Raw genomic sequence first — 18,577 nt, forward strand, 5'->3', positions numbered from 1 at the left:
CGCCTCAGAAGTGCAGGCCGACCTGGAGGCCGGGCCAGTGCTGCAGGCGCTGGTCCGCCTTGGGGCGGCTCTCGCTGACGGACATGCGCGTCACCGTCGCGAAGTCCGGCTGGCCCCACACGAACCACAGGTTGTAGGTGGGCCCCGCGAACACGGCCAGCCGGGGGAGGATCTGGAACCCCACCATCACCCGGGCCTGGCCGAGCACGTTGCCGCCGTCGCCCTCCAGCGGCTTCTGCACCGGCTGCACCGCGCCGCCGGTGACGTCCAGGTCCACCCAGAAGCGGTGCGACACGACGATGTGCCCGCCCAGCCCCAGGCCGAAGCTGAAGCGCGCGTCGTCGTGGCCGCCGGGCTCCAGCCCCGCGAGCAGCGTCAGGTAGAAGGGCCCGCCGCCCACCTTGACCGCGAGGTTGGCCAGCTGGATGTCGCTCGCCCACATCTCCATGTGGACGTTGCCCTTGCGCAGCCCGTACTGCTCGGGCGGCGGGTCCGTCTCACCCGCCTGTTGCGCGAGGGCGACAGTGCCCTCCTCCAGCGGCGCGAGGGGGCGCACCGCCCGGACTCCGGCGGTCGCCGCCCCGGCCCACAACGACAGTGCGAGAAGGGCGCAGGGTTTCATCACCTCTGCTTTTCCAGCGTGAAGGACACCTGCGTCAAGTCCTCGGCCAACGAGAGGGACCCGGTGTGCGCGTCCGCCGACGCCGCCAGCGTCCGCGCCGCCGCCAGGACCGGCTCCAGGGCGAAGGGGTGTTCGGCCGTGACGAGGAAGAAGCGCTCGAAGCGCGGTGCGTCGTCCAGCTCGTAGGAGCCCCCCACGCGCTGTGTGCCCGAGGGCGACAGCGCCGCCGCCTGCGTCATGCCCTCCTCCGGGACGTGGAGGGTGACGGCGCCCCGGCCGTCCACCGACACGATGACGCCGTGGGTGCGTCCGGCCGCGATGTAGGAGAGCTGGACCCGGTCACCGGCGGCGACCGGGCTGCCGTCGGCGAGCGCCTCGCCGCCCTGGCCCCGCTGCCGGTGGACCTCCAGCCGGGGCAGGAGGCCCTTGGAGCGGGTGGGCTCGAAGTCCCCCGCCACCGGGCCACCCACGCCCTCGCCGGTCGTCGTCTCCGCCGGGGGGCGCGCCAGCACGAACAGGGCGACGGTGGCGAGCACGGGCACCAGCCCCCAGGCGGGCCTCACCCAGGCGGGGCGCGCGGGGGCCCGGGCGGGGGGGCGGCGAAACCGGGCCTCCACCTCGCGGGCCACGCGCTCCGGGGGCAGCCGCTCCAGCGTGGCGCGGCCGTCCGCCTCCAGCGCGGCGAGCCGCTCCGGGCCTCCGGGCTCCTGCGCCAGGCGCTCGCGCGCGGCGGCGAGCTCCTCCGGGGGCAGCTCTCCCAGGGCGATGCGCTCCAGCATCCAGTCGGGCGTGCGGCGGGGGGATTGGGAATTCATGCGGCCTCCAGCTCCAGCTCCTGCAGCGCCGAGGTGAGCGCCCGCAGGCGCTTGCGCACACCGGACACGGACAGCCCCACCTCACGGGCCGTCTCCTCCAGCGTCATCCCGTCCACCAGGTGGAGCACGGCGATGTCGCGGCTGGACGCGGGCACCCGGCCGAACAACCGGTCCAGGAGGCCCCGCGCCGCGGTGCGCGACTCGGTGTCGTCCGCGGCGGCGATCTGGAGCACCATCTCGTCCTCCCGGTCCTCCGGCCGGCGCCGGGCGCCGCGCAGCCGGTTGAGACACACCGTGGTCGCGATGCGGTGCAGCAGGCTCGAGGGGGCGGAGTCCTTCAGCGCCCCCTGGTAGCGCAGCAACTGCACGAACACGTCGTGCATGGCATCCACGGCCTTCTCCTCGTCGCGCAGCAGGAAGCGGCAGCGCCGGAGCACCTGGGGGCCGTAGCGGCGGTAGTAGGCCTCCACATCGATAGACACCGGCGTCACGCCTCCCTCGTTCCGGCGAAGGGAACACCGGCGCGCGGAAAATCTGTCACCGCCGGCCTTCGCCCGTCGTGCCTACCCCGTTTCCCGCCCTCCGCGAAACCCCGGGCCCCCATGTCCGCTCCCTCGCCCGTCGTTGAGTCCGGGGGCGCCATTCCCTACTGTGCACGGCCTCATGAGAGCCCTGATGTGTTGCCTGGTGTGTGTCGTCGTCGCGTGCTCCAAGCCCTCGGAACCCGCCCGGCCCCCCGCCGCGGACAAGCCGGCCGAGCCCGCCAACATCTGCGGCACCATCGCGGAGCGCTACGGCGAGTTCCGCAGCGCGGTGAAGACCACCTGCGAGAAGGACGCGGACTGCGGCTGTCACCTGGTGCTCACGCTCGAGAAGACGCTGGCGGTGGCGGACCGCGCGTCGGCCGCGAAGCTGCAGGCCATGAGCATGGCGTACCGCAAGGCGCACTGCCCCACCACGCCCCCGGCATCCACCCAGCCCGAGTGCGTGGCGCGCTGTGAAGCGGGCCAGTGCCGCTGACGGCCGCGCGCTGCAATTTCTACAGGGCAGCCGACGCCACGACCGCTCGCAATCCCGAGCGGGGAGTGTCAGGTTGCAGATGAAAACAGCCAGGCTCGGCTGTAACGGTGGAGGACCCCGTCACTACTTTCCGGTACTCGACGTCCCCCTCCGAGCCCGTGATTCCCGAGACCGAAAACACCCTGCCCCACCTCCGGGCCCGGTACCTCGCCGCGCAACTCGCCGGCAACCGGACGGAAGCCCTCCGCCTGCTGGTGGATGACGGCCTGCTCAGCGGCGTCCCGCTCCAGGTGTTGCACCTGGAGGTCATCCAACCGGCCCAATACGAGATTGGCCGGCTGTGGCAGGAGAACATCATCTCCGTGGCGCAGGAGCACCAGGCCACCGCCATCGCCCAGCTCGCGCTGGCGCACCTGTACCGCCACCTGCCGCGCGACCCGCCCAACGGCAAGGTCGTCCTGGTGTCGTGCGTGGAGGGCGAGCTGCACGAGGTGGGCGCCCGCATGGCGAGCGACTTCCTGGAGATGGCGGGCTTCGACGTGCGCTTCCTGGGCGCCAACGTCCCGCACGAGCACCTGGGGCGGATGCTCCGCGACGTGCGCCCGGACCTGCTGGCCCTGTCCGTGACGATGTCGTACCACCTGCCCGCGCTGCGCCGCGCCGTGGAGCACGCCCGCGCGGTGGCGCCCGGGCTGCCCATCGCCGTGGGTGGGCTGGCCTTCCGCTGGGCGCCGGGACTGGAGGACTCGCTGGACGTGAGCTTCCACGGCAAGGACGCCCGAGAGCTGGTCGCGGCCGCGTGCCGCACCCTGGGAGTTTGAGGACGCACATGGAGACACCCGCCCACCAGGTGGACGCCCGCGCCGACGCGCTCGCCCGGGCCTCGATGGAGGCGATGTATCAGGACCCCTTCTGGGAGGCCCGCTACGGCGCCGAGCGTGCCCGCCGCTTCGGTGACGAGGACGCGCGCTTCCATGTGCGCTACCTCGTCCAGTCGCTGGAGGAGCACCAGCCGTCCGTGATGGAGGGATATGCGCGATGGCTGCGCACCTTGCTCGTCTCGCGGGGCATGTGCACCCTCCACCTCGACACGAACTTCGCCGGGCTGGCCTCCGCGCTGGAGGCCGAGGGGTGGGGGCCCGACACCGAACCACAGGCCCACGTGCGCGCCGCCCGGGAAGCCTTGCGCTACCCGGAGGGGCCCGCCCGACGCCTGCAGGACGCGGCGCGCGCGCTGGCCCAGGCCACCACCGCGCGGCTGGCGCTCTACCTCACGCCGGAGGACAAGCCCCGCCTGGAGGACGAATTGCGATTGCAGCTCTCATACCTCGCCGACGCGCTCGCCGAGCAGAAGCCGGAGCTCATGGCGGACCACGTGCGCTGGTACGTGGGCTTCTGGCCGCGCCGGGGCTTCGGGCTGCTCGCGTTCCCGTCCGTCCTCGGAATGTTGAAGGTGTCGCTCGGCGTTGGCCACCCGGAGGCGCGCGCCCTGCTCGCCACGGCCGGGGTCTCCTGGGAGGAGACGCGTTCATGAGCCCGCCTTCGTCCGTGGACCCGCGGCTGTTCGACGACCTGAGCCGCGAGGTGTCGCTCCTCTGCGACGCGGCCGGGGTGCTCACGTGGATGGACGCGCGCGCCCGCGCCCTCCTCGGGGAGAAGGTGGGCAGCCCCCTGCGCGCGCTGGCCGCGCTGGGCACCGAGGAGAAGGTGGACCGGCTCCTGGTGCAGGCCCGCGACGAGCGGGTCCGGGGCTGGGAGCTCATCCTGTGCCGCGGCGAGGTCCCCACCACCTTCGCCTTCCACGCGCGGCCCGCGGAGGGCCACGGCGTGCTGCTGGTGGGCAGCCTGGTGCCGGAGGACTACGGCGCCGCGCTCACGCAGGTGACGAGCACGCTGAGCGAGCTGGCCACGCTGCACCGCGAGGCGGAGGGGCAGCGGCGCGAGCTCAAGCGCCGCGCGGACGAGCTCACGCGGCTCAACCACGAGCTGGAGGAGTCCAACCGCGGCATGCGCAGCCTGCACGCCGCCCTGGACGAGAAGGCGGAGGGGCTGCACCGCGCAGCCGAAATCAAGAGCCGCGTGGTGGCCAACGTCAGCCACGAGTTCCGCACCCCGCTGCACTCCATCCTCGGCCTGTCCAAGGTGCTGCTCAACCCCATCAACGGGCCGCTGCAGCCGGAGCAGGAGAAGCAGGTCCAGTTCATCCGCAACTCCGCTGAGGCGCTCTTCGAGCTGGTGAACGACCTGCTGGATTTGTCCAAGGTGGAGTCGGGCAAGGCCACGCTGCGCCACAGCCGCTTCGTGGCGCACGACCTGCTCAGCGCGCTGCGCGGCATGATGCGCCCGTTGATGCCGCCGGAGCGGTCGGTGGAGCTGCGCGTCGTCGAGCCCCCGGAGCCGCTGGAGCTGGAGACGGACGAGACGCGGCTGAGCCAGGTGCTGCGCAACCTGGTCTCCAACGGCATGAAGTTCACGGAGTCCGGCAGCGTCACGGTGGGCGTGGCGCCGGGCCCGCGCGACACGGTGGTGTTCACCGTGAAGGACACGGGCATCGGCATCGCGCCGGAGGACCACGAGCGCGTGTTCGAGGAGTTCACCCAGCTGGACGGCCCGCTGCAGCGCAAGGTGAAGGGCACGGGCCTGGGCCTGCCGCTGGCGCGCCGGCTGACGGAGCTGCTCGGCGGCACGCTGACGCTCCAGAGCGCGCGCGGCGAGGGCGCCACCTTCACCGTCACCCTCCCCCGCGTCCACGCGGAGGTGTCGGAGATGACGGGCATGACGGAGCGCAGCCAGCACCTGGACCCGGGGCGCGCGCCGGTGCTGGTGCTGGAGGACGACCGGCAGACGCTCTTCCTCTACGAGAAGTACCTGGCCCGCTCGGGCTTCCAGGTGCTGCCGGTGCGCAGCACGGACGAGGCGCGCCGCGTGCTCCAGCGCGTGCGCCCCGCGGCCATGGTGCTGGACGTCATGCTGGAGGGTGAGACGAGCTGGAGCTTCCTGGCGGAGATGAAGAACGGGGAGTCCACGCGGGACATCCCCATCCTCGTCGTCACGGTGACGGACCGCGAGCAGAAGGCGCGCGCGCTCGGGGCGGACGAGTTCTGGCTCAAGCCGGTGGACGAGTCGCGGCTGCTCAAGAAGCTCCAGGAGCTGGCGCGCAGCGGTCCGGTGGAGCGCATCCTCATCATCGACGACGACGACGTGCACCGCTACCTGCTCAAGCAGCTGCTCAAGGACCTGCCCTACGCGCTGCTGGAGGCGGCGGGGGGCCTCGAGGGCCTCGCCCTGGCGCGCGAGCAGTCACCGCAGCTCATCTTCCTGGACTTCGTGCTCCCGGACATCACCGCGTTCGACGTGCTGGACGACCTCAAGGGCGACCCGCGCACGCGCGACATCCCGGTCATCCTCCACACCTCCCACGAGCTGGCGGAGGACGAGCGGGCGCGGCTCGCCAACGAGACGGCCTCCATCCTCTCCAAGCACACGCTGAGCCGCGAGGTGGCCATCAGCCGCATCCGCGACGCCCTGGCCAAGGCGGGCCTGGGCGCCTACCCATCCCAGGAGGCTCGCCGTGGGTGAACCCCGTCTGGCCACCGTCCTCAACGTCAACGACGACGACGCCAACCGCTACCTGGTCAACCGCATCCTGGAGATGGCGGGCTACCACGTGCTGGAGGCCGCCACCGGCATGTCCGCGCTGCTGCTGGCCGAGCAGCACCGCCCGGACGTCATCGTCCTCGACGTGAAGCTGCCGGACATCAGCGGCTACGAGGTCTGCGCCCGGCTGCGCGCCAACCCGGACACGGCCGCCATCGCGGTGATGCACACCTCCGCGACGTTCGTCACCTCCGACAAGAAGGCGCGCGGCCTGGACGCGGGCGCGGACGCGTACCTCACCCAGCCCTTCGAGGCGTCCGAGCTGGTCGCCACCGTGCGCTCGCTCCAGCGCCTGCGCCAGGCGGAGCAGGCCGCGCGCCGCCGCGCCGAGGAGCTGGTGGAGATGGACCGCCGCAAGGACGAGTTCCTCGCCATGCTGGCGCACGAGCTGCGCAATCCCCTGGCCGCCATCATGACGGCCATCGGCATCCTGGAGCGCAGGCCCACGGACGACTCCAAGGAAGCGCGCATGCGCGCCATCATCCACCGCCAGACGAACCACCTGGCGCGGCTGGTGGACGACCTGCTCGACGTCAGCCGCATCACCCGCGGCAAGGTGGAGCTGCGGCAGGGGCGGCTCGACCTGCGCGCGGTGCTCGTCCAGGTGCTCCAGGTCATCCGGCCCATCGCGGAGGCGCGGGGGCTGGGGCTGGAGGTGTCCCTGCCCTCCGGGCCGCTGTGGCTCAGCGGCGACGCCACGCGGCTGGAGCAGGTGTTCACCAACCTGCTCGACAACGCGGCCAAGTACACGGACAGCGGCACCCTCTCCCTGCGCGTGGAGCGCGAGGGCGTGGACGGCACGGCGCAGGCGGTGGTGCGCGTGCGCGACACCGGCATCGGCATCTCGCCGCAGGTGCTGCCCTACATCTTCGAGCTGTTCGCGCAGGCGGACACGTCGCTGGAGCGCACGCGCGGGGGGCTGGGCATCGGCCTCACCCTGGTGCGCCAGTTGGTGCAGATGCACGGCGGACACGTCTGCGCGCACAGCGACGGGCCGGGCCGGGGCAGCGAGTTCGTGGTGAAGCTGCCGCTCGCCCACGCGGTGGAGGCGCCCCTGGAGCCGGGCGCCCTGCTGGACACGCGCAGGGCGCGCCGCATCCTGCTGGTGGAGGACAACCCGGACGCGCGCCAGGCCATGCGCGAGCTTTTGGAGCTGTGGGGCCACCAGGTGGAGGTCGCGCCGGACGGGCTCCAGGGCGTGGAGCTGGCCTTGCGCAAGCCGCCGGAGCTGGCGCTGGTGGACATCGGGTTGCCGGGGCTGGACGGCTATCGCGTGGCGGCCGAGCTGCGCTCGCGCGTGGGCAACAACATCCGTCTGGTGGCGATCACGGGCTACGGAGGGCCGGAGGGTCAGGACCGCGCGCTTCGTGCGGGCTTCGACCTGCATCTGGTCAAGCCGGTGAAGCCAGACGACTTGGATCGACTCCTCTCCAACCTGTGAGGCAATGCCTGTCGGGGCGCGGGCCGGCGCCCGGGGCGTTGGGCGACGCGCGTCAGCGCCGGCCCAGGGCGTTGGCCACCAGCCCCAGCAACTTCACGTGCGAGCCTTCCAACTGGCGCACGGTGCGCAACAGACGCCGGACCTCCGGCCGCTCCGCGGGCGCCACGGGCGCGTCGCTCGCGCGCGTGGGCGCCGGTCCCTGCGCCGCGAGCCCCAGCAGCTCGTCCGCCGAGACGTGGAGCTCGTGACACAGCTTCAGCAGCGTCTGCACGCTGGGAAGCATGCCCCCGCGCTCGAGCCGCCCGTAGACTTCGGTGGCCACGTCGATGCGCTCGGCCACGTCCGCCTGGGTGAGCTCCAGCCGGCTGCGCGCGGCTCTCGCCGCTGCTCCGATGGTGGTTGCCAGTTTCTTGTCCATGCCTTACCGACCCGAAACGTTTGGCCCACGGCATAGGACGTATAGAGGCAGACAGACAGAACTTGTCGGGTCAGCCTCCAGTTGTTCACCCATAGGGTTACCGTCATAGAGGGAGACTTTCGGGGTTCGGAGGCCACCGGGAGGCGGTGGTTTTTCTCGACGGAAGACCCGTCTTCCCGGGTCACCCGGGCCCCCCGAAACGGGGGGGAATCGCCCCGGAGTCGGACGACCCATGGCGTCGGGCGGCGGCGTTCCTACGGTGCCGGAGAGTCCTGCGACCGGGGCCACCCCCAAGGGTTGTCTCGTCCCCCGGGCGCGGCGGCGCGGACCGGCGCCGCCCCCCTTCCCGGAGGCCCGGATGCGTCCTCCGGACGGGGTCCGGGAGGGCCCGAAGCGCACTCGGCGTCCTCGGTCCGCCGCCGCATCGAGGACCCGGGGTGAGAGGTGGGGTCCGGGCGACCAGGCGAGCCTACGCGGGGCGTCAAAGCCGACTAGGCTGTGCGGCCGATGGCGGCCGGACAGCGCAACCTGCTGGTGAAGCTCTGCGTGGCGATGGGCGTGGTGGCCCTGCCGCTGCTCGTCGCCATCCTCGCCGTGGTGCTGCCGGAGCTGAGGGCCCAGCTGCACGAGGATCGCATCCGCGGGCTCCGGCAGGCGGTGGAGACGGCGTACGGCGTCCTCCAGGCCTACGAGGCCCGGGAGCGCGCCGGGGAGCTGACGCGCGGCCAGGCGCAGGCGCAGGCCGCCGCGCTGCTCCAGACGCTGCGCTACGCGGAGGTGGAGTACTTCTGGGTCAACGACCTGGAGACGCGGCTGGTGATGCACCCGCACCTGCCGGCCATGGTGGGCAAGGACATGACGGGCTACCGCGACCTGCGCGGCAAGCCGGTGTTCGTGGACATCGTCACGCTGGCGCGCGCGCAGGGCCAGGGCGCGGTGGCGTACGAGGCGACGCGGCCGGGCTCGCCGGACCCCATCCCCAAGGAGAGCTACGTGAAGCTCTTCCAGCCGTGGGGCTGGGTGCTGGGCACGGGCGTGTACGTGGAGGACATCGACCGGGAGGTGGCGTCCGTGGCCCGGCGCATCCTCGTCGCGGTGGGCGGCGCGCTGGTGCTGGCGGCGCTGGCGGGGGTGTACGTGTCGCGGCAGGTGGTGCGGCCGGTGCGCTCGCTGGCGGACGCGGCGCGGCGCGTGGCGCGCGGCGACCTGTCCGTGCGGGTGGAGACGACCTCCGAGGACGAGGTGGGCCAGCTCTCCGAGGCCTTCAACGCCATGGTGGCGGAGCTGCGGGACGTGGTGGGCGCGCTGGTGGAGGCGGCGGGCGCCACGGCCGCGGACGCCGAGCGCATCCGCGCCTCCGCGGACACCCTGGCGCGCGGCACGCGCGAGCAGGCGGACGCGCTCCAGCACGCGGCGGAGGCGGTGCAGGACATGAGCGCGCGCGTGTCCCAGGGCGCGGTGGCGGCGCGGGCCGCCGTGGACGCCGCCCTCGAGCAGGGCCAGGTGGCGGACACGGGCGGGCGCGCGGTGGACGAGGCGTCGCGGAAGATGGGCGACATCGTGGAGGTGGTGGAGCGCTCGGCGGAGACGGTGACGCGGCTGCAGGAGTCCGGCCGGGTGACGGGGGAGATGCTCAAGCTCATCCAGCAGGTCGCGGACGAGACGCAGATGCTGGCGCTGAACACGGCCATCGAGGCGGTGCGCGCGGGGCAGCACGGCAAGGGCTTCTCCGTGGTGGCGGGCGAGGTGCGCAAGCTGGCGGAGCGCACGCGCGAGGCCGCCGCCCAGGTGCAGGCGCTCCAGGACCGCAGCGACGCGGACACGACGCTGGCGGCCACGCTGATGCGGCAGGGCACGGTCCAGGTCCACGAGGGGCTGACGCTGTCCTCGACGGCCGGCGAGGCGCTGGCGCGGCTGCTCGCCGGCACGAAGACGATGGGCGAGCGCGTGGGGACGCTGGCGGAGGAGAACACCCGCCAGTCCGCCTCCGGCGAGAACATCGCCGGGCGCATCCAGGTGCTGTCGCTGCGCTCGACGGAGGCGGTGGCCGGGGTGGAGCAGATCGCCCGCTCGGTGGAGGACCTGCGCGCCCGGGCCTCGCGGCTGCGCGAGCTGGCCGCCCGCTTCACCACGCCCGCCCGGGGCGGTTAACGCTTCTTCATACACGCGCAACGCCAGGGACAGGTGGAGCCGGCAGTCTCGCCATCCTCACTGGAGCGCGAAGGCGCTCCCGACCGAAGGAGCGATTCCATGGCACTGGCAACCCTGCGGGTCCCCGACCGCGAGCCCCTGGTGTTCGGCTACGCGCTGGACACCCTGCTGGCGACGGCATCGCCGCTGCCGCCCCTCACCCTCAAGGCCCTGGAGCGGCAGGGCGTCTTCGCCGGCCGCCCCCTGCACACGGCCTACCCGTGCGCGGTGTGGCCGGCCGCCATCCACCTGCTGGCGAGCGCCGCGCTGCCCCACCTGGGGCGCGACCAGGCGGAGGACGCCCTGGGCCGCGCGTTCGCGGAGCGCTTCATCCAGGCGCGCATGGGCACGGTGCTCCAGGGCTTCGCCCAGGTGGTGGGCACCGAGCAGATGCTGCTGCGGCTGTCGCGCGCGCTGCGCTCCACCAACAACTTCCTCGACGTCTCGCTCGAGCCCCACGGCGACGAGGGCGGCTGGGAGCTGCGGCTGCACCCGGTGCGCGAGTTCGAGCACCACCCGCGCCGGCTGGCGGACCCGCCCCACTTCGCGCGGGGCCTGCTCACCTACGCCTTCCAGCACGGCGGCGCGCCCACCGCGAGGCTGACCCTCGTCGACCACGACGAGGGCCGCGCGCTCACCACCTTCCACGTGGGCCTGTAGGCCCACGCGCCGCCATCCCTACTGGCAGAACTGCGGCTGCCGGACGCAGTCGCGGCACAGGCCGTCCACGCACACCGTCGTGCCGGGGCACGAGTTGTCCGGGGAGCGACACGCAATCCCCTGCTCCGTCTGGCCCAGCGACGCGTCCTCCGTCGCCTCCGGGGCGCCGCCACAGCCCGCCAGCGTCAGCACCGTCATCAAGCCCAGCAGCCCCTTGTGGATTCCTCGCATGAAAAGCTCCTCGTCCGGGTAGGTACGGCCCCCGGAGAATAGCTCAATTGCATAAATGACTGGGTTGCATCTGTGCTCGCGGGGTCGCGCGGGGCGGGCACATCGGCGCCTCGCGCCTACATCCCCGCGCGACGGTCCTCACGGCCCCACGGGAACGGGCCTGCAGAGGCCGTTCCTGCAGACGGAGCCCTCCGGGCACCAGTTGTCCGGCTGGACACACGCGAGGCCCTGCTCGGCCTCGCCCAGCGGCCCCGTGGCCGCGTCCTGGACGTCGGCCGGCCCTCCACAGGCCGCGAGCGACGAGACGACCAGCAACCCCAGGACCCACTTCACGCGGAGGCTTCCCATGGCGACGCTCCCTTCGAGTCGGGCACGGCGCCGCCATCATCATCGGGATTCATCTGCCATCCCGATACATCAACCCGGAGCGCGGGACCCGCGGGGGCGCCGTCCGGTATCGGGCGGGGACCTGCCCCGCGGGGCGAGGCCTCACGCCACCTGGGGCTGGGCCCCCAGCGCGCGGGCGAGGCTGGCGCGGGAGGTGGCCAGGTCGTAGGTGGCCTGGACGCGCTGGGCGGCGGCGCTGGTGTAGGCCACCTGCGCATCCCCCAGCTCGATGATGTTGCCCACGCCCGCGGCGTAGCGGCCCTCGGCCAGGCGCAGCCGCTCGCGCGCGTTCACCAGCGCCTCCTCGGCGGCGGACAGCGCCTCGCGCGAGGCCACCACGGCCAGCCGCGCCTGCTCCACCTCCAGGCGCACCTGCTGACGGAGCGTGTCCTGCTGGGCCCGGGCGTCGCGCACCAGGGCCTCGCGCTCCCGCACCTCCGCGCGCGTGCGCCCGCTGTCGAACAGGTTCCAGCTCAGGCTCAGCCCGCCGCTCACGCCCAGGTCGGAGTCCGCCGGGCTGCGCCCCGCGTCCTGCAGGCCCGCGGTGGCGCTGAGGCTCGGCCAGTAGCCACCCCGGGACACGCCCACCTGCGTCTCCTGCGAGCGCACCTGGAGCTCGCTGGCGACCACGTCCTGCCGCGCGGCCAGGGCGCGCTCCACCAGCACCTCCGTGCCCGCGTCCTCGCCGTCCAGGGGCGTCACCGCCACGTCCCGGACGGCGTAGTCCGTGGAGCCCTCCAGCCCCATGGCCTGGTTGAGGCGCGCCTTCGCGGTGGCGTAGGCGTTGCGCGCGCGGATGAGCGACAGCTGCGCGTTGGCCCGCGCGGTGCGCTGCTGGAGCAGGTCGATCTCCGGCCGCGAGCCCACCTCCACGGCGGCCTGCACCTGCGTCAGCCGGCGCGCCTCCGTGTCGAGCGTCTCCTGGGCCACGCCCAGCAGCGCCGCCTGCGTCAGCGTGTCGAAGTACGCGGTGCGCACGTCGAGCAGCACGTCCTCCAGCGTCTGCGCCTGGGAGGACTCCTGGGCCTGGGCGGACTGGCGCGCGGCCTTGTAGCGCCCGGACGTGCGGCCGAAGTCGTAGAGGAGCTGGCTGGCGGTGAGGCCCGCGCTGAAGCGCTTCGTCAGGTCGCCGCTCCCCGGCACCTCCGACGACGACGACAGGTTCTTGCCCACGTCGTAGCCGGCGTTGCCGTTGACCTGGGGCAGGAGGCCCGCGCGGGACTGGTCCGCGCGCGCGCGCGCCGCGTCCGTGCCGGCCTGCGCGGACTGCAACTGCGGCTGCCGCTCGCGGGCGATGGACTCCGCCTCCTCCAGCGTGAGGACGCGCGCCGGCGCCCCCACTGGCTCCGCCGCGGAGACGGAGCACAGGCCCAACATCATCACGCAGGACAACGCGCGCATCACTCGTACCTCAACGCATCGATGGGGTCCAACCGGCTCGCCTTGCGCGCCGGGTACAGCCCGAAGCCCACGCCCACCGCCGCGCTGAAGCCCAGCGCGAGCAGGACGACGTCGGGGCGCACCAGCATGGGCCACTGGAACTGCGCGGCGAGCAGCTGCGCCACGCCCGCGCCCAGCGCCGCGCCCAGCAGTCCCCCGAGCATGGACAGCGTGAGCGCCTCCACCAGGAACTGCAGCAGGATGTCGCGGGGGCGCGCGCCAATGGCCACGCGCACGCCAATCTCGCGGGTGCGCTCGGTGACGCTCACCAGCATGATGTTCATGATGCCGATGCCACCCACCACCAGGGACACCGCCGCGATGGCCGCCAGCAGCAGGCTCAGCGTGCGCGTGCTCTCCTGCTGACCGCTGGCCAGCTCCGCCAGGTTGCGCACGTCGAAGTCGTCCGCCTCGCCCTCGTCCAGCCGGTGTCGCTCGCGCAAGAGCTGGGTGATGTCCTGCTGCGCCTGCGCCGTCTGCCCGGCGGAGGCCGCCTGCACGTAGACGACGCCGGTGATGTACGCGCCCAGGCTCTGCGACTGCACGCTGCGCCGGAAGCTGGTCGTCGGGATGAACGCCGTGTTGTCGAAGTCCTGGCCCACCGGGGACTGCCCCTTGCGCGCGGCCACGGCGACGACGGTGAAGGGCGTGGACTTGATGCGCACCACCTGCCCCACCGGGTCCACGCCCTTGCCGTACAGGTTGTCCACCACCGTCTGCCCGAGGATGACCACCTTGGAGCCCAGCTCCGCGTCGGACTCGGAGAAGCGCGCGCCCAGCGCCATGGGCCAGTTGCGCACCTCGAAGAAGTCCGGCGTCGTGCCCACCACGCTGGTGGCCCAGTTCGTCTCGCCGGAGGACAACTGCGCGCTGGAGCGCAGCTCCGGGGCCGCCGCGCGCACCGACGGCAACTGCGTGCGGATGGCCTCCAGGTCGTCCCACGTCAGCGACGGCTGGCTGCCGAAGCCGCCGCGCGCGCCGCCGGAGTTGGACGAGCCGGGCAGCACGATGAGCATGTTGGTGCCCATGGAGTCGAACACGCGCTGCACGCTGGCGCGCGCCCCGTCGCCGATGGCCACCATGGCGATGACCGCGCCCACGCCGATGATGATGCCCAGCGCCGTGAGCACCGACCGCGTCTTGCTGCGCAGCAGCGCGCGGATGGCCAGGCGGATGGTCTCCAGGAGGTTCATGGCACGGCCTCCTCTTCCTCCGGCAGCGGCACCGCCGGCTGGGCCGGCTGTCGCTTGTCGGAGACGATGCGGCCGTCGCGCACCACCACCACCCGGCCCGTGTACGCGGCGATGTCCGGCTCGTGGGTGACGATGATGAGGGTGAGCCCCTCGCGCTGGAGCTGCTGGAACAACGCCATCACCTCCACGCTGGTGCGGGAGTCCAGGTTGCCCGTGGGCTCGTCCGCGAGGATGAGCCGGGGGCGCCCCACCAGCGCGCGGGCGATGGCCACGCGCTGCTGCTGTCCCCCCGAGAGCTGCTTGGGGTGGTGCTCCAACCGGTCGCCCAGGCCCACGCGCTGGAGCGCGTCCTTCGCGCGGGCGTGGCGCTCCTTCGTCTTCACGCCCGCGTAGAGCAGCGGCAGCTCCACGTTCTCCAGCGCGGTGGTGCGCGCCAGCAGGTTGAAGCTCTGGAAGACGAAGCCCAGGGTGCGGTTGCGCACGCGGGCCAGCGCGTCCCGGTCCAGCCGCGACACGTCCTTGCCGTCCAGCAGGTACTGCCCCTGCGTGGGCTTGTCCAGGCAGCCCAGGATGTTCATCAGCGTGGACTTGCCGGAGCCGCTGGTCCCCATGATGGAGACCAGCTCGCCGGGCTGCACGGCCAGGTCCACGCCGCGCAGGGCCCGCACCTCCACGTCTCCCGTCCGGTACACCTTGCTCACCGCGCGCAACGCCACGAGCGGCTGCGCGCCATCGACTGCCTCCATGACCACCTGCCTCCTTCGCCGCCCTAGAAAGGCCCCGGGCCGCGCCGCATGGGCATCCGGCCGCCCGCTCCCGGAGGCGCGTTGCCCGCGCCGCCCGCCGCCGCGGCGCTCGCCGCCTGGCCGGTGACGACGGTGTCGCCCTCGCTCACCTCGCCGGTCACCTCCGTGTAGCTGCCGTCCGTCAGCCCGGTGTGGACCCGCGCGGGCACGGGCCCCGGGTGCTCCTGGCGCAGCACGTACAGCGTCCGGCTCCCGTCCTCGACGGGGGGCGCGGGCCTCGCGCCCGGCGCCCCACCCGGGGGCGGCGCGCCCTCCGGCACCGCGGGCTTGAAGCGCAGCGCCGCGTTGGGCACCGCCAGCACGTCGTCCTTCTGCGCGGTGACGATGGTGACGTTGGCCGTCATGCCCGGCTTGAGCTTCAGGTCCGGGTTCGCCACGTCGATGATGGCGTCGTAGGTGACGACGTTCTGCACCGTGGTGGCCGCGTTGCGGATCTGCCGGATGGTGCCGTGGAAGCGCTCACCCGGCCACGCGTCCACGGTGAAGGTGGCGCGCATGCCGTCCTGCAGGCGGCCCACGTCGGCCTCGGCCACGCTGGTGTTCACCTGCATCTTGCGCAGGTCCTCCGCGATGGTGAACAGCGTGGGCGCCTGGAGGGACGCGGCCACCGTCTGGCCCACGTCCACGCTGCGCGAAATCACGATGCCGTCGGTGGGCGAGACGATGGTGGTGTAGCGCAGGTTCACGTCGGCCTCGGACACCGCGGCCTGGGCCTGGGCCAACTGCCCCTCCGCCGCGGACACCTGGGCGCGCGCGGACTCGGCCGTGGCCTCCGCGGTGTCCAGGTCCGCCTGCGCGATGAACTGCTTGTCGCGCAGCGCCCGCGAGCGCTCCGCCTGCTTGCGCGCGTTCTCCGCCTCCACTCGGGCCTTCGTCACGTTGGCGCGCGCGGCGACGAGGTTCGCGCGGGCGCGCTCCACCGCCGCCTGGAACAACTGCGGGTCGATGCGCGCGATGACCTGCCCCTTCTTCACCGGCGAGTTGAAGTCGACGTTCAGCTCGAGGATGCGGCCGGAGACCTGGCTGCCCACCTGCACCGTCACCAGGGCGGACAGGGTGCCGGTGGCCGTCACCTTCGACGTGATTCGCCGGGGCTCCACCCGCGCCGTCTGGAACGCGGCGGCGGGGTCCTCCGGCCGACTCCGGGCGCGCACCGCCCAGACGCCCGCCACCACCACCAGCGCCAGGAGTGCCCAGCCCCACCACGGCATGCGGCGCCCTCGCCCCTCCACCTCTGGCTCCCCGGGGGGCACCACCGACAGCTCCCCCGGTGCTTCGCTCGCGACCTTCATGGGGTCAACGTCTACGCGGGCACGCATTTCAATGGATGACGTCGGGATTACGAGGCGTGTCCCACGCGTCGCGCGCGGCGGCCGGGCCGCGGCGCGAGCGACGTGGCTAGCCCTCGGCCCGGAGGTCCGGCGGCGACGCGGGCAGGACGATGCGCACGGACGTGCCCACTCCCGGCTGGCTGTCGAGCGCCAGCGTTCCCCCGTGCGCGTCCACGATGCGGCGGGCGAGCGCCAGCCCCAGGCCCACGCCGCCCGAGCTGCGCGCGCGGCTGCGGTCGGTGCGGAAGAACGGCGTGCCCACGCGCGACAGGTCCTCCGCGTCGATGCCGATGCCCTGGTCCGACACCTCGAACTCCAACCCCGAGGGCGGATGCACCCGCGCGCGCAGCCGCACCGGCGTGCGGGCCTCCGAGTACTTCGCCGCGTTGTCGAGCAGGTTGTCGAGCACGCGCCGCACCATGACGGGGTCCACGTCCAGCGCGGGCAGCCCCGGGTCCACGTCCAGCTCCAACGTGCGCCCCGGCCGGGCGGTGCGGAAGCGCGCGGCGGCCTTGTCCACGAGGGCGACCGCGCCCACCCGCTCCACGCGCAGCGGCGGGACACCGGCGCCCGTGCCCTCCGTCGCCAGGTCGAGCTTCGCGGTGGTGAGCACGTCCTCCACCAGGCGCTCCAGCTCCGACAGGTCGCCGGTGATGTCGCCCAGCATCTCCCGCGCGGTGGCCGCGTCGCCCTCCTCCGCCAGGTCCAGCGCCACGCGGATGCGCGCCAGCGGCGTGCGCAGCTCGTGCGACACGTTGGCCAGCAGCTCCTTCTGCGAGCGCAGCAGGTGGGTGATGCGGCCCGCCATCTCGTCGAAGGCCTCGGCCACCTGGCCCAGCTCGTCGCGGCGGCGGATGCCCGTGCGCGCGTCCAGCTTGCCGGAGCCCAGCTCTCGCGCCACCTCGGCCAGCCGCTGGAGCGGACTGCCCAGCGTGCGCGCGAACGCCAGCGAGGTGATGGCGGTGCACACCAGCACCGCGACGACCACGAGCGTGGTGTTCTCCGGCGGCGGCCCCGGAGGCCGCATGACGATGGTGGCGTAGGCCTCCACCGGGCCGTGCTCCGGCATGGGCAACGACAGCGAATGCGGCGGCGGCCCGGCGAAGCGCTGCCGCGCCTCGTTCAGGTGCGCCACTTCCTCCTCGCTCAGCGGCGGCGCGGGCGTGGCGGAGTTGGTGGCGATGAGCCGCCCGGACACGTCCCGCAGCGTCACGCGCGCGTCCAGCAGGCGCGCGGCGCGGTCCAGCGACGCCTGGAGCGCCACCGGGTCGTCCTTCAGCTCGTACCACTCCCGCACGTTGTAGACGGCGTTGCGCGCGAAGCCGTGGCGCAGCGGCTTCTCCACGATGAACGAGCGCGCCAGGAAGAGGGTGACGCTGACCAGCACCAGCTGGGCGATGCCCACCAGGTAGATGCGCAGCAGCAGCCGGCCAGGAGTCTGGGAACGCCGGCTCACACGTCCTCACCGGTGGCGAGCATGTAGCCCGCGCCGCGGACCGTCTTGAGCAACACGGGGTTGCGCGGGTCCACCTCGAGCTTCTGTCGCAGCCGGAAGATGTGCACGTCGACGGAGCGGTCGAACACCTCGTCCGCGCTGCCCTTCACCAGGTCCAGGAGCTGCTCGCGGCTGAGCACGCGGCCGGCGCGCTCGGCCAGCGCGCGCAGCAGGCTGAACTCGTACGTGGTGAGGTGCAGCACGCGCCCGTCCAGGGTGGCGCGCAGGCTGCGCGGGTCGAGCATGATGCGCCCGGCGAGCACGGGCTGGGAGACGGGCCCCACCTTGCCGCGCGCGCGGCGCACCTGGGCGCGGATGCGCGCGAGCAGCTCCCGGGACGAGTAGGGCTTGGGCAGGTAGTCGTCCGCGCCCGTCTCCAGGCCGAGCACCCGGTCGGCCTCCTCGCCGCGCGCGGTGACCATGATGATGGGGACGTCCGTGCGGCCTCGCAGGTCGCGGCACACCTCCAGGCCGTCGCGCCCCGGGAGCATCAGGTCCAGGAGGATGACGTCGAAGGAGTGGCGGGTGGCCTCGGTGAGCGCGTCGGTGCCGGTGTGGCTCAGCGTGACGATGACGCCGTGCTCCTGGAGGTAGCGAGCGGTGAGCCGGGCCAGCCGCTCGTCATCCTCGACGAGCAGGACCTGGATGGTGCTTTCTTCCTGCGTGGGGCGGTTGAGCTGTTCCATGGTCCCGGCGTCTCCTGTCCGCGGCCTTCCAGGACAGAAGGTAACAGCGGAGCCGTGGCCCGGGAGCAGGGGAAGGGGGTCTGGCGCCTCGCCGGACTCCGGCCGGGTCCACCGAGGAGGGGCTCCCGGGCCACGAAGTCACCGTGGCACCAGGAGATGTCCCGGATGATTCGCCGGGATGACGA

Annotated in this window: 19 protein-coding genes; 7 read left to right on the plus strand and 12 right to left on the minus strand. The window is 73.0% G+C overall.

The annotated features are described in order from the left end of the window. Positions 1 to 4 precede the first annotated feature (4 nt). From LZ198_RS09865 to LZ198_RS09875, 3 genes are all read right to left on the minus strand, one after another. A complete protein-coding gene (locus tag LZ198_RS09865; RefSeq protein WP_253971649.1) occupies positions 5 to 556 on the minus strand; it encodes a peptidase in 552 nt (183 codons plus the stop codon). A 65-nt stretch (positions 557 to 621) separates the two neighbouring features. Beyond that, positions 622 to 1,437 carry an ActD-like protein gene (locus LZ198_RS09870; protein WP_253971650.1) on the minus strand — a complete coding sequence of 272 codons (816 nt, stop codon included), beginning with the start codon at positions 1,435 to 1,437 and terminating at the stop codon, positions 622 to 624. After that, positions 1,434 to 1,919 (minus strand): RNA polymerase sigma factor, encoded by a 486-nt coding sequence (locus LZ198_RS09875; protein WP_253971798.1) that lies wholly within the window; start codon positions 1,917 to 1,919, stop codon positions 1,434 to 1,436. Before LZ198_RS09875 ends, LZ198_RS09870 begins: the two co-directional genes overlap by 4 nt. Positions 1,920 to 2,100: 181 nt before the next feature. Between LZ198_RS09875 and LZ198_RS09880 the strand changes: the two genes are divergently transcribed. The 5 genes from LZ198_RS09880 to LZ198_RS09900 all read left to right on the plus strand — a co-directional run bounded on the left by LZ198_RS09880 (position 2,101) and on the right by LZ198_RS09900 (position 7,555). Next, positions 2,101 to 2,457 (plus strand): hypothetical protein, encoded by a 357-nt coding sequence (locus LZ198_RS09880; protein ID WP_253971651.1) that lies wholly within the window; start codon positions 2,101 to 2,103, stop codon positions 2,455 to 2,457. 158 nt (positions 2,458 to 2,615) lie between these two features. Continuing rightward, complete coding sequence (locus tag LZ198_RS09885) at positions 2,616 to 3,278, plus strand: cobalamin B12-binding domain-containing protein (RefSeq protein ID WP_253971652.1); 663 nt, start codon at positions 2,616 to 2,618, stop codon at positions 3,276 to 3,278. A gap of 8 nt (positions 3,279 to 3,286) precedes the next feature. Next, positions 3,287 to 3,991: a hypothetical protein gene (locus LZ198_RS09890; RefSeq protein ID WP_253971653.1), complete on the plus strand. Its 705-nt coding sequence runs from the start codon at positions 3,287 to 3,289 to the stop codon at positions 3,989 to 3,991. Continuing rightward, positions 3,988 to 6,036, plus strand: a complete 2,049-nt coding sequence (locus LZ198_RS09895) for a hybrid sensor histidine kinase/response regulator (RefSeq protein ID WP_253971654.1) — start codon at positions 3,988 to 3,990, stop codon at positions 6,034 to 6,036. Before LZ198_RS09890 ends, LZ198_RS09895 begins: the two co-directional genes overlap by 4 nt. Beyond that, a complete protein-coding gene (locus LZ198_RS09900) occupies positions 6,029 to 7,555 on the plus strand; it encodes a response regulator (RefSeq protein WP_253971655.1) in 1,527 nt (508 codons plus the stop codon). The genes LZ198_RS09895 and LZ198_RS09900 overlap by 8 nt, the downstream gene beginning before the upstream one ends. A 52-nt stretch (positions 7,556 to 7,607) precedes the next feature. Here LZ198_RS09900 and LZ198_RS09905 read toward each other — a convergent pair whose 3' ends face one another. Then, entirely contained in the window at positions 7,608 to 7,973 is a 366-nt protein-coding gene (locus tag LZ198_RS09905; RefSeq protein ID WP_253971656.1) for a helix-turn-helix transcriptional regulator, read from the minus strand. Positions 7,974 to 8,480: 507 nt separating this feature from the next. On the opposite strand from LZ198_RS09905, the gene LZ198_RS09910 reads away from it, so the two are divergent. Continuing rightward, complete coding sequence (locus LZ198_RS09910; RefSeq protein ID WP_253971657.1) at positions 8,481 to 10,124, plus strand: methyl-accepting chemotaxis protein; 1,644 nt, start codon at positions 8,481 to 8,483, stop codon at positions 10,122 to 10,124. Between the two features lie 99 nt (positions 10,125 to 10,223). Beyond that, a complete protein-coding gene (locus tag LZ198_RS09915; RefSeq protein WP_253971658.1) occupies positions 10,224 to 10,823 on the plus strand; it encodes a DUF2378 family protein in 600 nt (199 codons plus the stop codon). Between the two features lie 18 nt (positions 10,824 to 10,841). Here the strand turns inward: LZ198_RS09915 and LZ198_RS09920 are convergent, their stop codons facing one another. The 8 genes from LZ198_RS09920 to LZ198_RS09955 all read right to left on the minus strand — a co-directional run bounded on the left by LZ198_RS09920 (position 10,842) and on the right by LZ198_RS09955 (position 18,392). After that, positions 10,842 to 11,054 carry a hypothetical protein gene (locus LZ198_RS09920; protein ID WP_253971659.1) on the minus strand — a complete coding sequence of 71 codons (213 nt, stop codon included), beginning with the start codon at positions 11,052 to 11,054 and terminating at the stop codon, positions 10,842 to 10,844. A 138-nt stretch (positions 11,055 to 11,192) separates the two neighbouring features. Further along, entirely contained in the window at positions 11,193 to 11,402 is a 210-nt protein-coding gene (locus LZ198_RS09925) for a hypothetical protein (RefSeq protein WP_253971660.1), read from the minus strand. 141 nt (positions 11,403 to 11,543) lie between these two features. Continuing rightward, positions 11,544 to 12,842 (minus strand): TolC family protein, encoded by a 1,299-nt coding sequence (locus LZ198_RS09930; protein ID WP_253971661.1) that lies wholly within the window; start codon positions 12,840 to 12,842, stop codon positions 11,544 to 11,546. Then, positions 12,842 to 14,074 carry an ABC transporter permease gene (locus tag LZ198_RS09935; protein ID WP_253971662.1) on the minus strand — a complete coding sequence of 411 codons (1,233 nt, stop codon included), beginning with the start codon at positions 14,072 to 14,074 and terminating at the stop codon, positions 12,842 to 12,844. Before LZ198_RS09935 ends, LZ198_RS09930 begins: the two co-directional genes overlap by 1 nt. Next, positions 14,071 to 14,820 (minus strand): ABC transporter ATP-binding protein, encoded by a 750-nt coding sequence (locus LZ198_RS09940; protein ID WP_253971663.1) that lies wholly within the window; start codon positions 14,818 to 14,820, stop codon positions 14,071 to 14,073. Before LZ198_RS09940 ends, LZ198_RS09935 begins: the two co-directional genes overlap by 4 nt. 23 nt (positions 14,821 to 14,843) lie before the next feature. Continuing rightward, complete coding sequence (locus LZ198_RS09945; protein ID WP_253971664.1) at positions 14,844 to 16,172, minus strand: efflux RND transporter periplasmic adaptor subunit; 1,329 nt, start codon at positions 16,170 to 16,172, stop codon at positions 14,844 to 14,846. Between the two features lie 106 nt (positions 16,173 to 16,278). Continuing rightward, positions 16,279 to 17,667, minus strand: a complete 1,389-nt coding sequence (locus tag LZ198_RS09950) for a sensor histidine kinase (RefSeq protein ID WP_253971665.1) — start codon at positions 17,665 to 17,667, stop codon at positions 16,279 to 16,281. Beyond that, positions 17,664 to 18,392: a response regulator transcription factor gene (locus tag LZ198_RS09955; RefSeq protein ID WP_253971666.1), complete on the minus strand. Its 729-nt coding sequence runs from the start codon at positions 18,390 to 18,392 to the stop codon at positions 17,664 to 17,666. Before LZ198_RS09955 ends, LZ198_RS09950 begins: the two co-directional genes overlap by 4 nt. Positions 18,393 to 18,577 lie beyond the last annotated feature (185 nt).

The sequence above is a fragment of the Myxococcus dinghuensis genome (assembly GCF_024198235.1).
Taxonomy (GTDB): domain Bacteria; phylum Myxococcota; class Myxococcia; order Myxococcales; family Myxococcaceae; genus Myxococcus; species Myxococcus dinghuensis.

Coding starts and splice junctions, on each gene's coding strand:
- LZ198_RS09870 (WP_253971650.1), bottom strand. CDS start 1,437: ATGAATTCCCAATCCCCCCGCCGCACGCCCGACTGGATGCTGGAGCGC.
- LZ198_RS09880 (WP_253971651.1), top strand. CDS start 2,101: ATGAGAGCCCTGATGTGTTGCCTGGTGTGTGTCGTCGTCGCGTGCTCC.
- LZ198_RS09890 (WP_253971653.1), top strand. CDS start 3,287: ATGGAGACACCCGCCCACCAGGTGGACGCCCGCGCCGACGCGCTCGCC.
- LZ198_RS09895 (WP_253971654.1), top strand. CDS start 3,988: ATGAGCCCGCCTTCGTCCGTGGACCCGCGGCTGTTCGACGACCTGAGC.
- LZ198_RS09905 (WP_253971656.1), bottom strand. CDS start 7,973: ATGGACAAGAAACTGGCAACCACCATCGGAGCAGCGGCGAGAGCCGCG.
- LZ198_RS09910 (WP_253971657.1), top strand. CDS start 8,481: ATGGCGGCCGGACAGCGCAACCTGCTGGTGAAGCTCTGCGTGGCGATG.
- LZ198_RS09915 (WP_253971658.1), top strand. CDS start 10,224: ATGGCACTGGCAACCCTGCGGGTCCCCGACCGCGAGCCCCTGGTGTTC.
- LZ198_RS09920 (WP_253971659.1), bottom strand. CDS start 11,054: ATGCGAGGAATCCACAAGGGGCTGCTGGGCTTGATGACGGTGCTGACG.
- LZ198_RS09925 (WP_253971660.1), bottom strand. CDS start 11,402: ATGGGAAGCCTCCGCGTGAAGTGGGTCCTGGGGTTGCTGGTCGTCTCG.
- LZ198_RS09930 (WP_253971661.1), bottom strand. CDS start 12,842: ATGCGCGCGTTGTCCTGCGTGATGATGTTGGGCCTGTGCTCCGTCTCC.
- LZ198_RS09935 (WP_253971662.1), bottom strand. CDS start 14,074: ATGAACCTCCTGGAGACCATCCGCCTGGCCATCCGCGCGCTGCTGCGC.
- LZ198_RS09940 (WP_253971663.1), bottom strand. CDS start 14,820: ATGGAGGCAGTCGATGGCGCGCAGCCGCTCGTGGCGTTGCGCGCGGTG.
- LZ198_RS09945 (WP_253971664.1), bottom strand. CDS start 16,172: ATGAAGGTCGCGAGCGAAGCACCGGGGGAGCTGTCGGTGGTGCCCCCC.
- LZ198_RS09955 (WP_253971666.1), bottom strand. CDS start 18,392: ATGGAACAGCTCAACCGCCCCACGCAGGAAGAAAGCACCATCCAGGTC.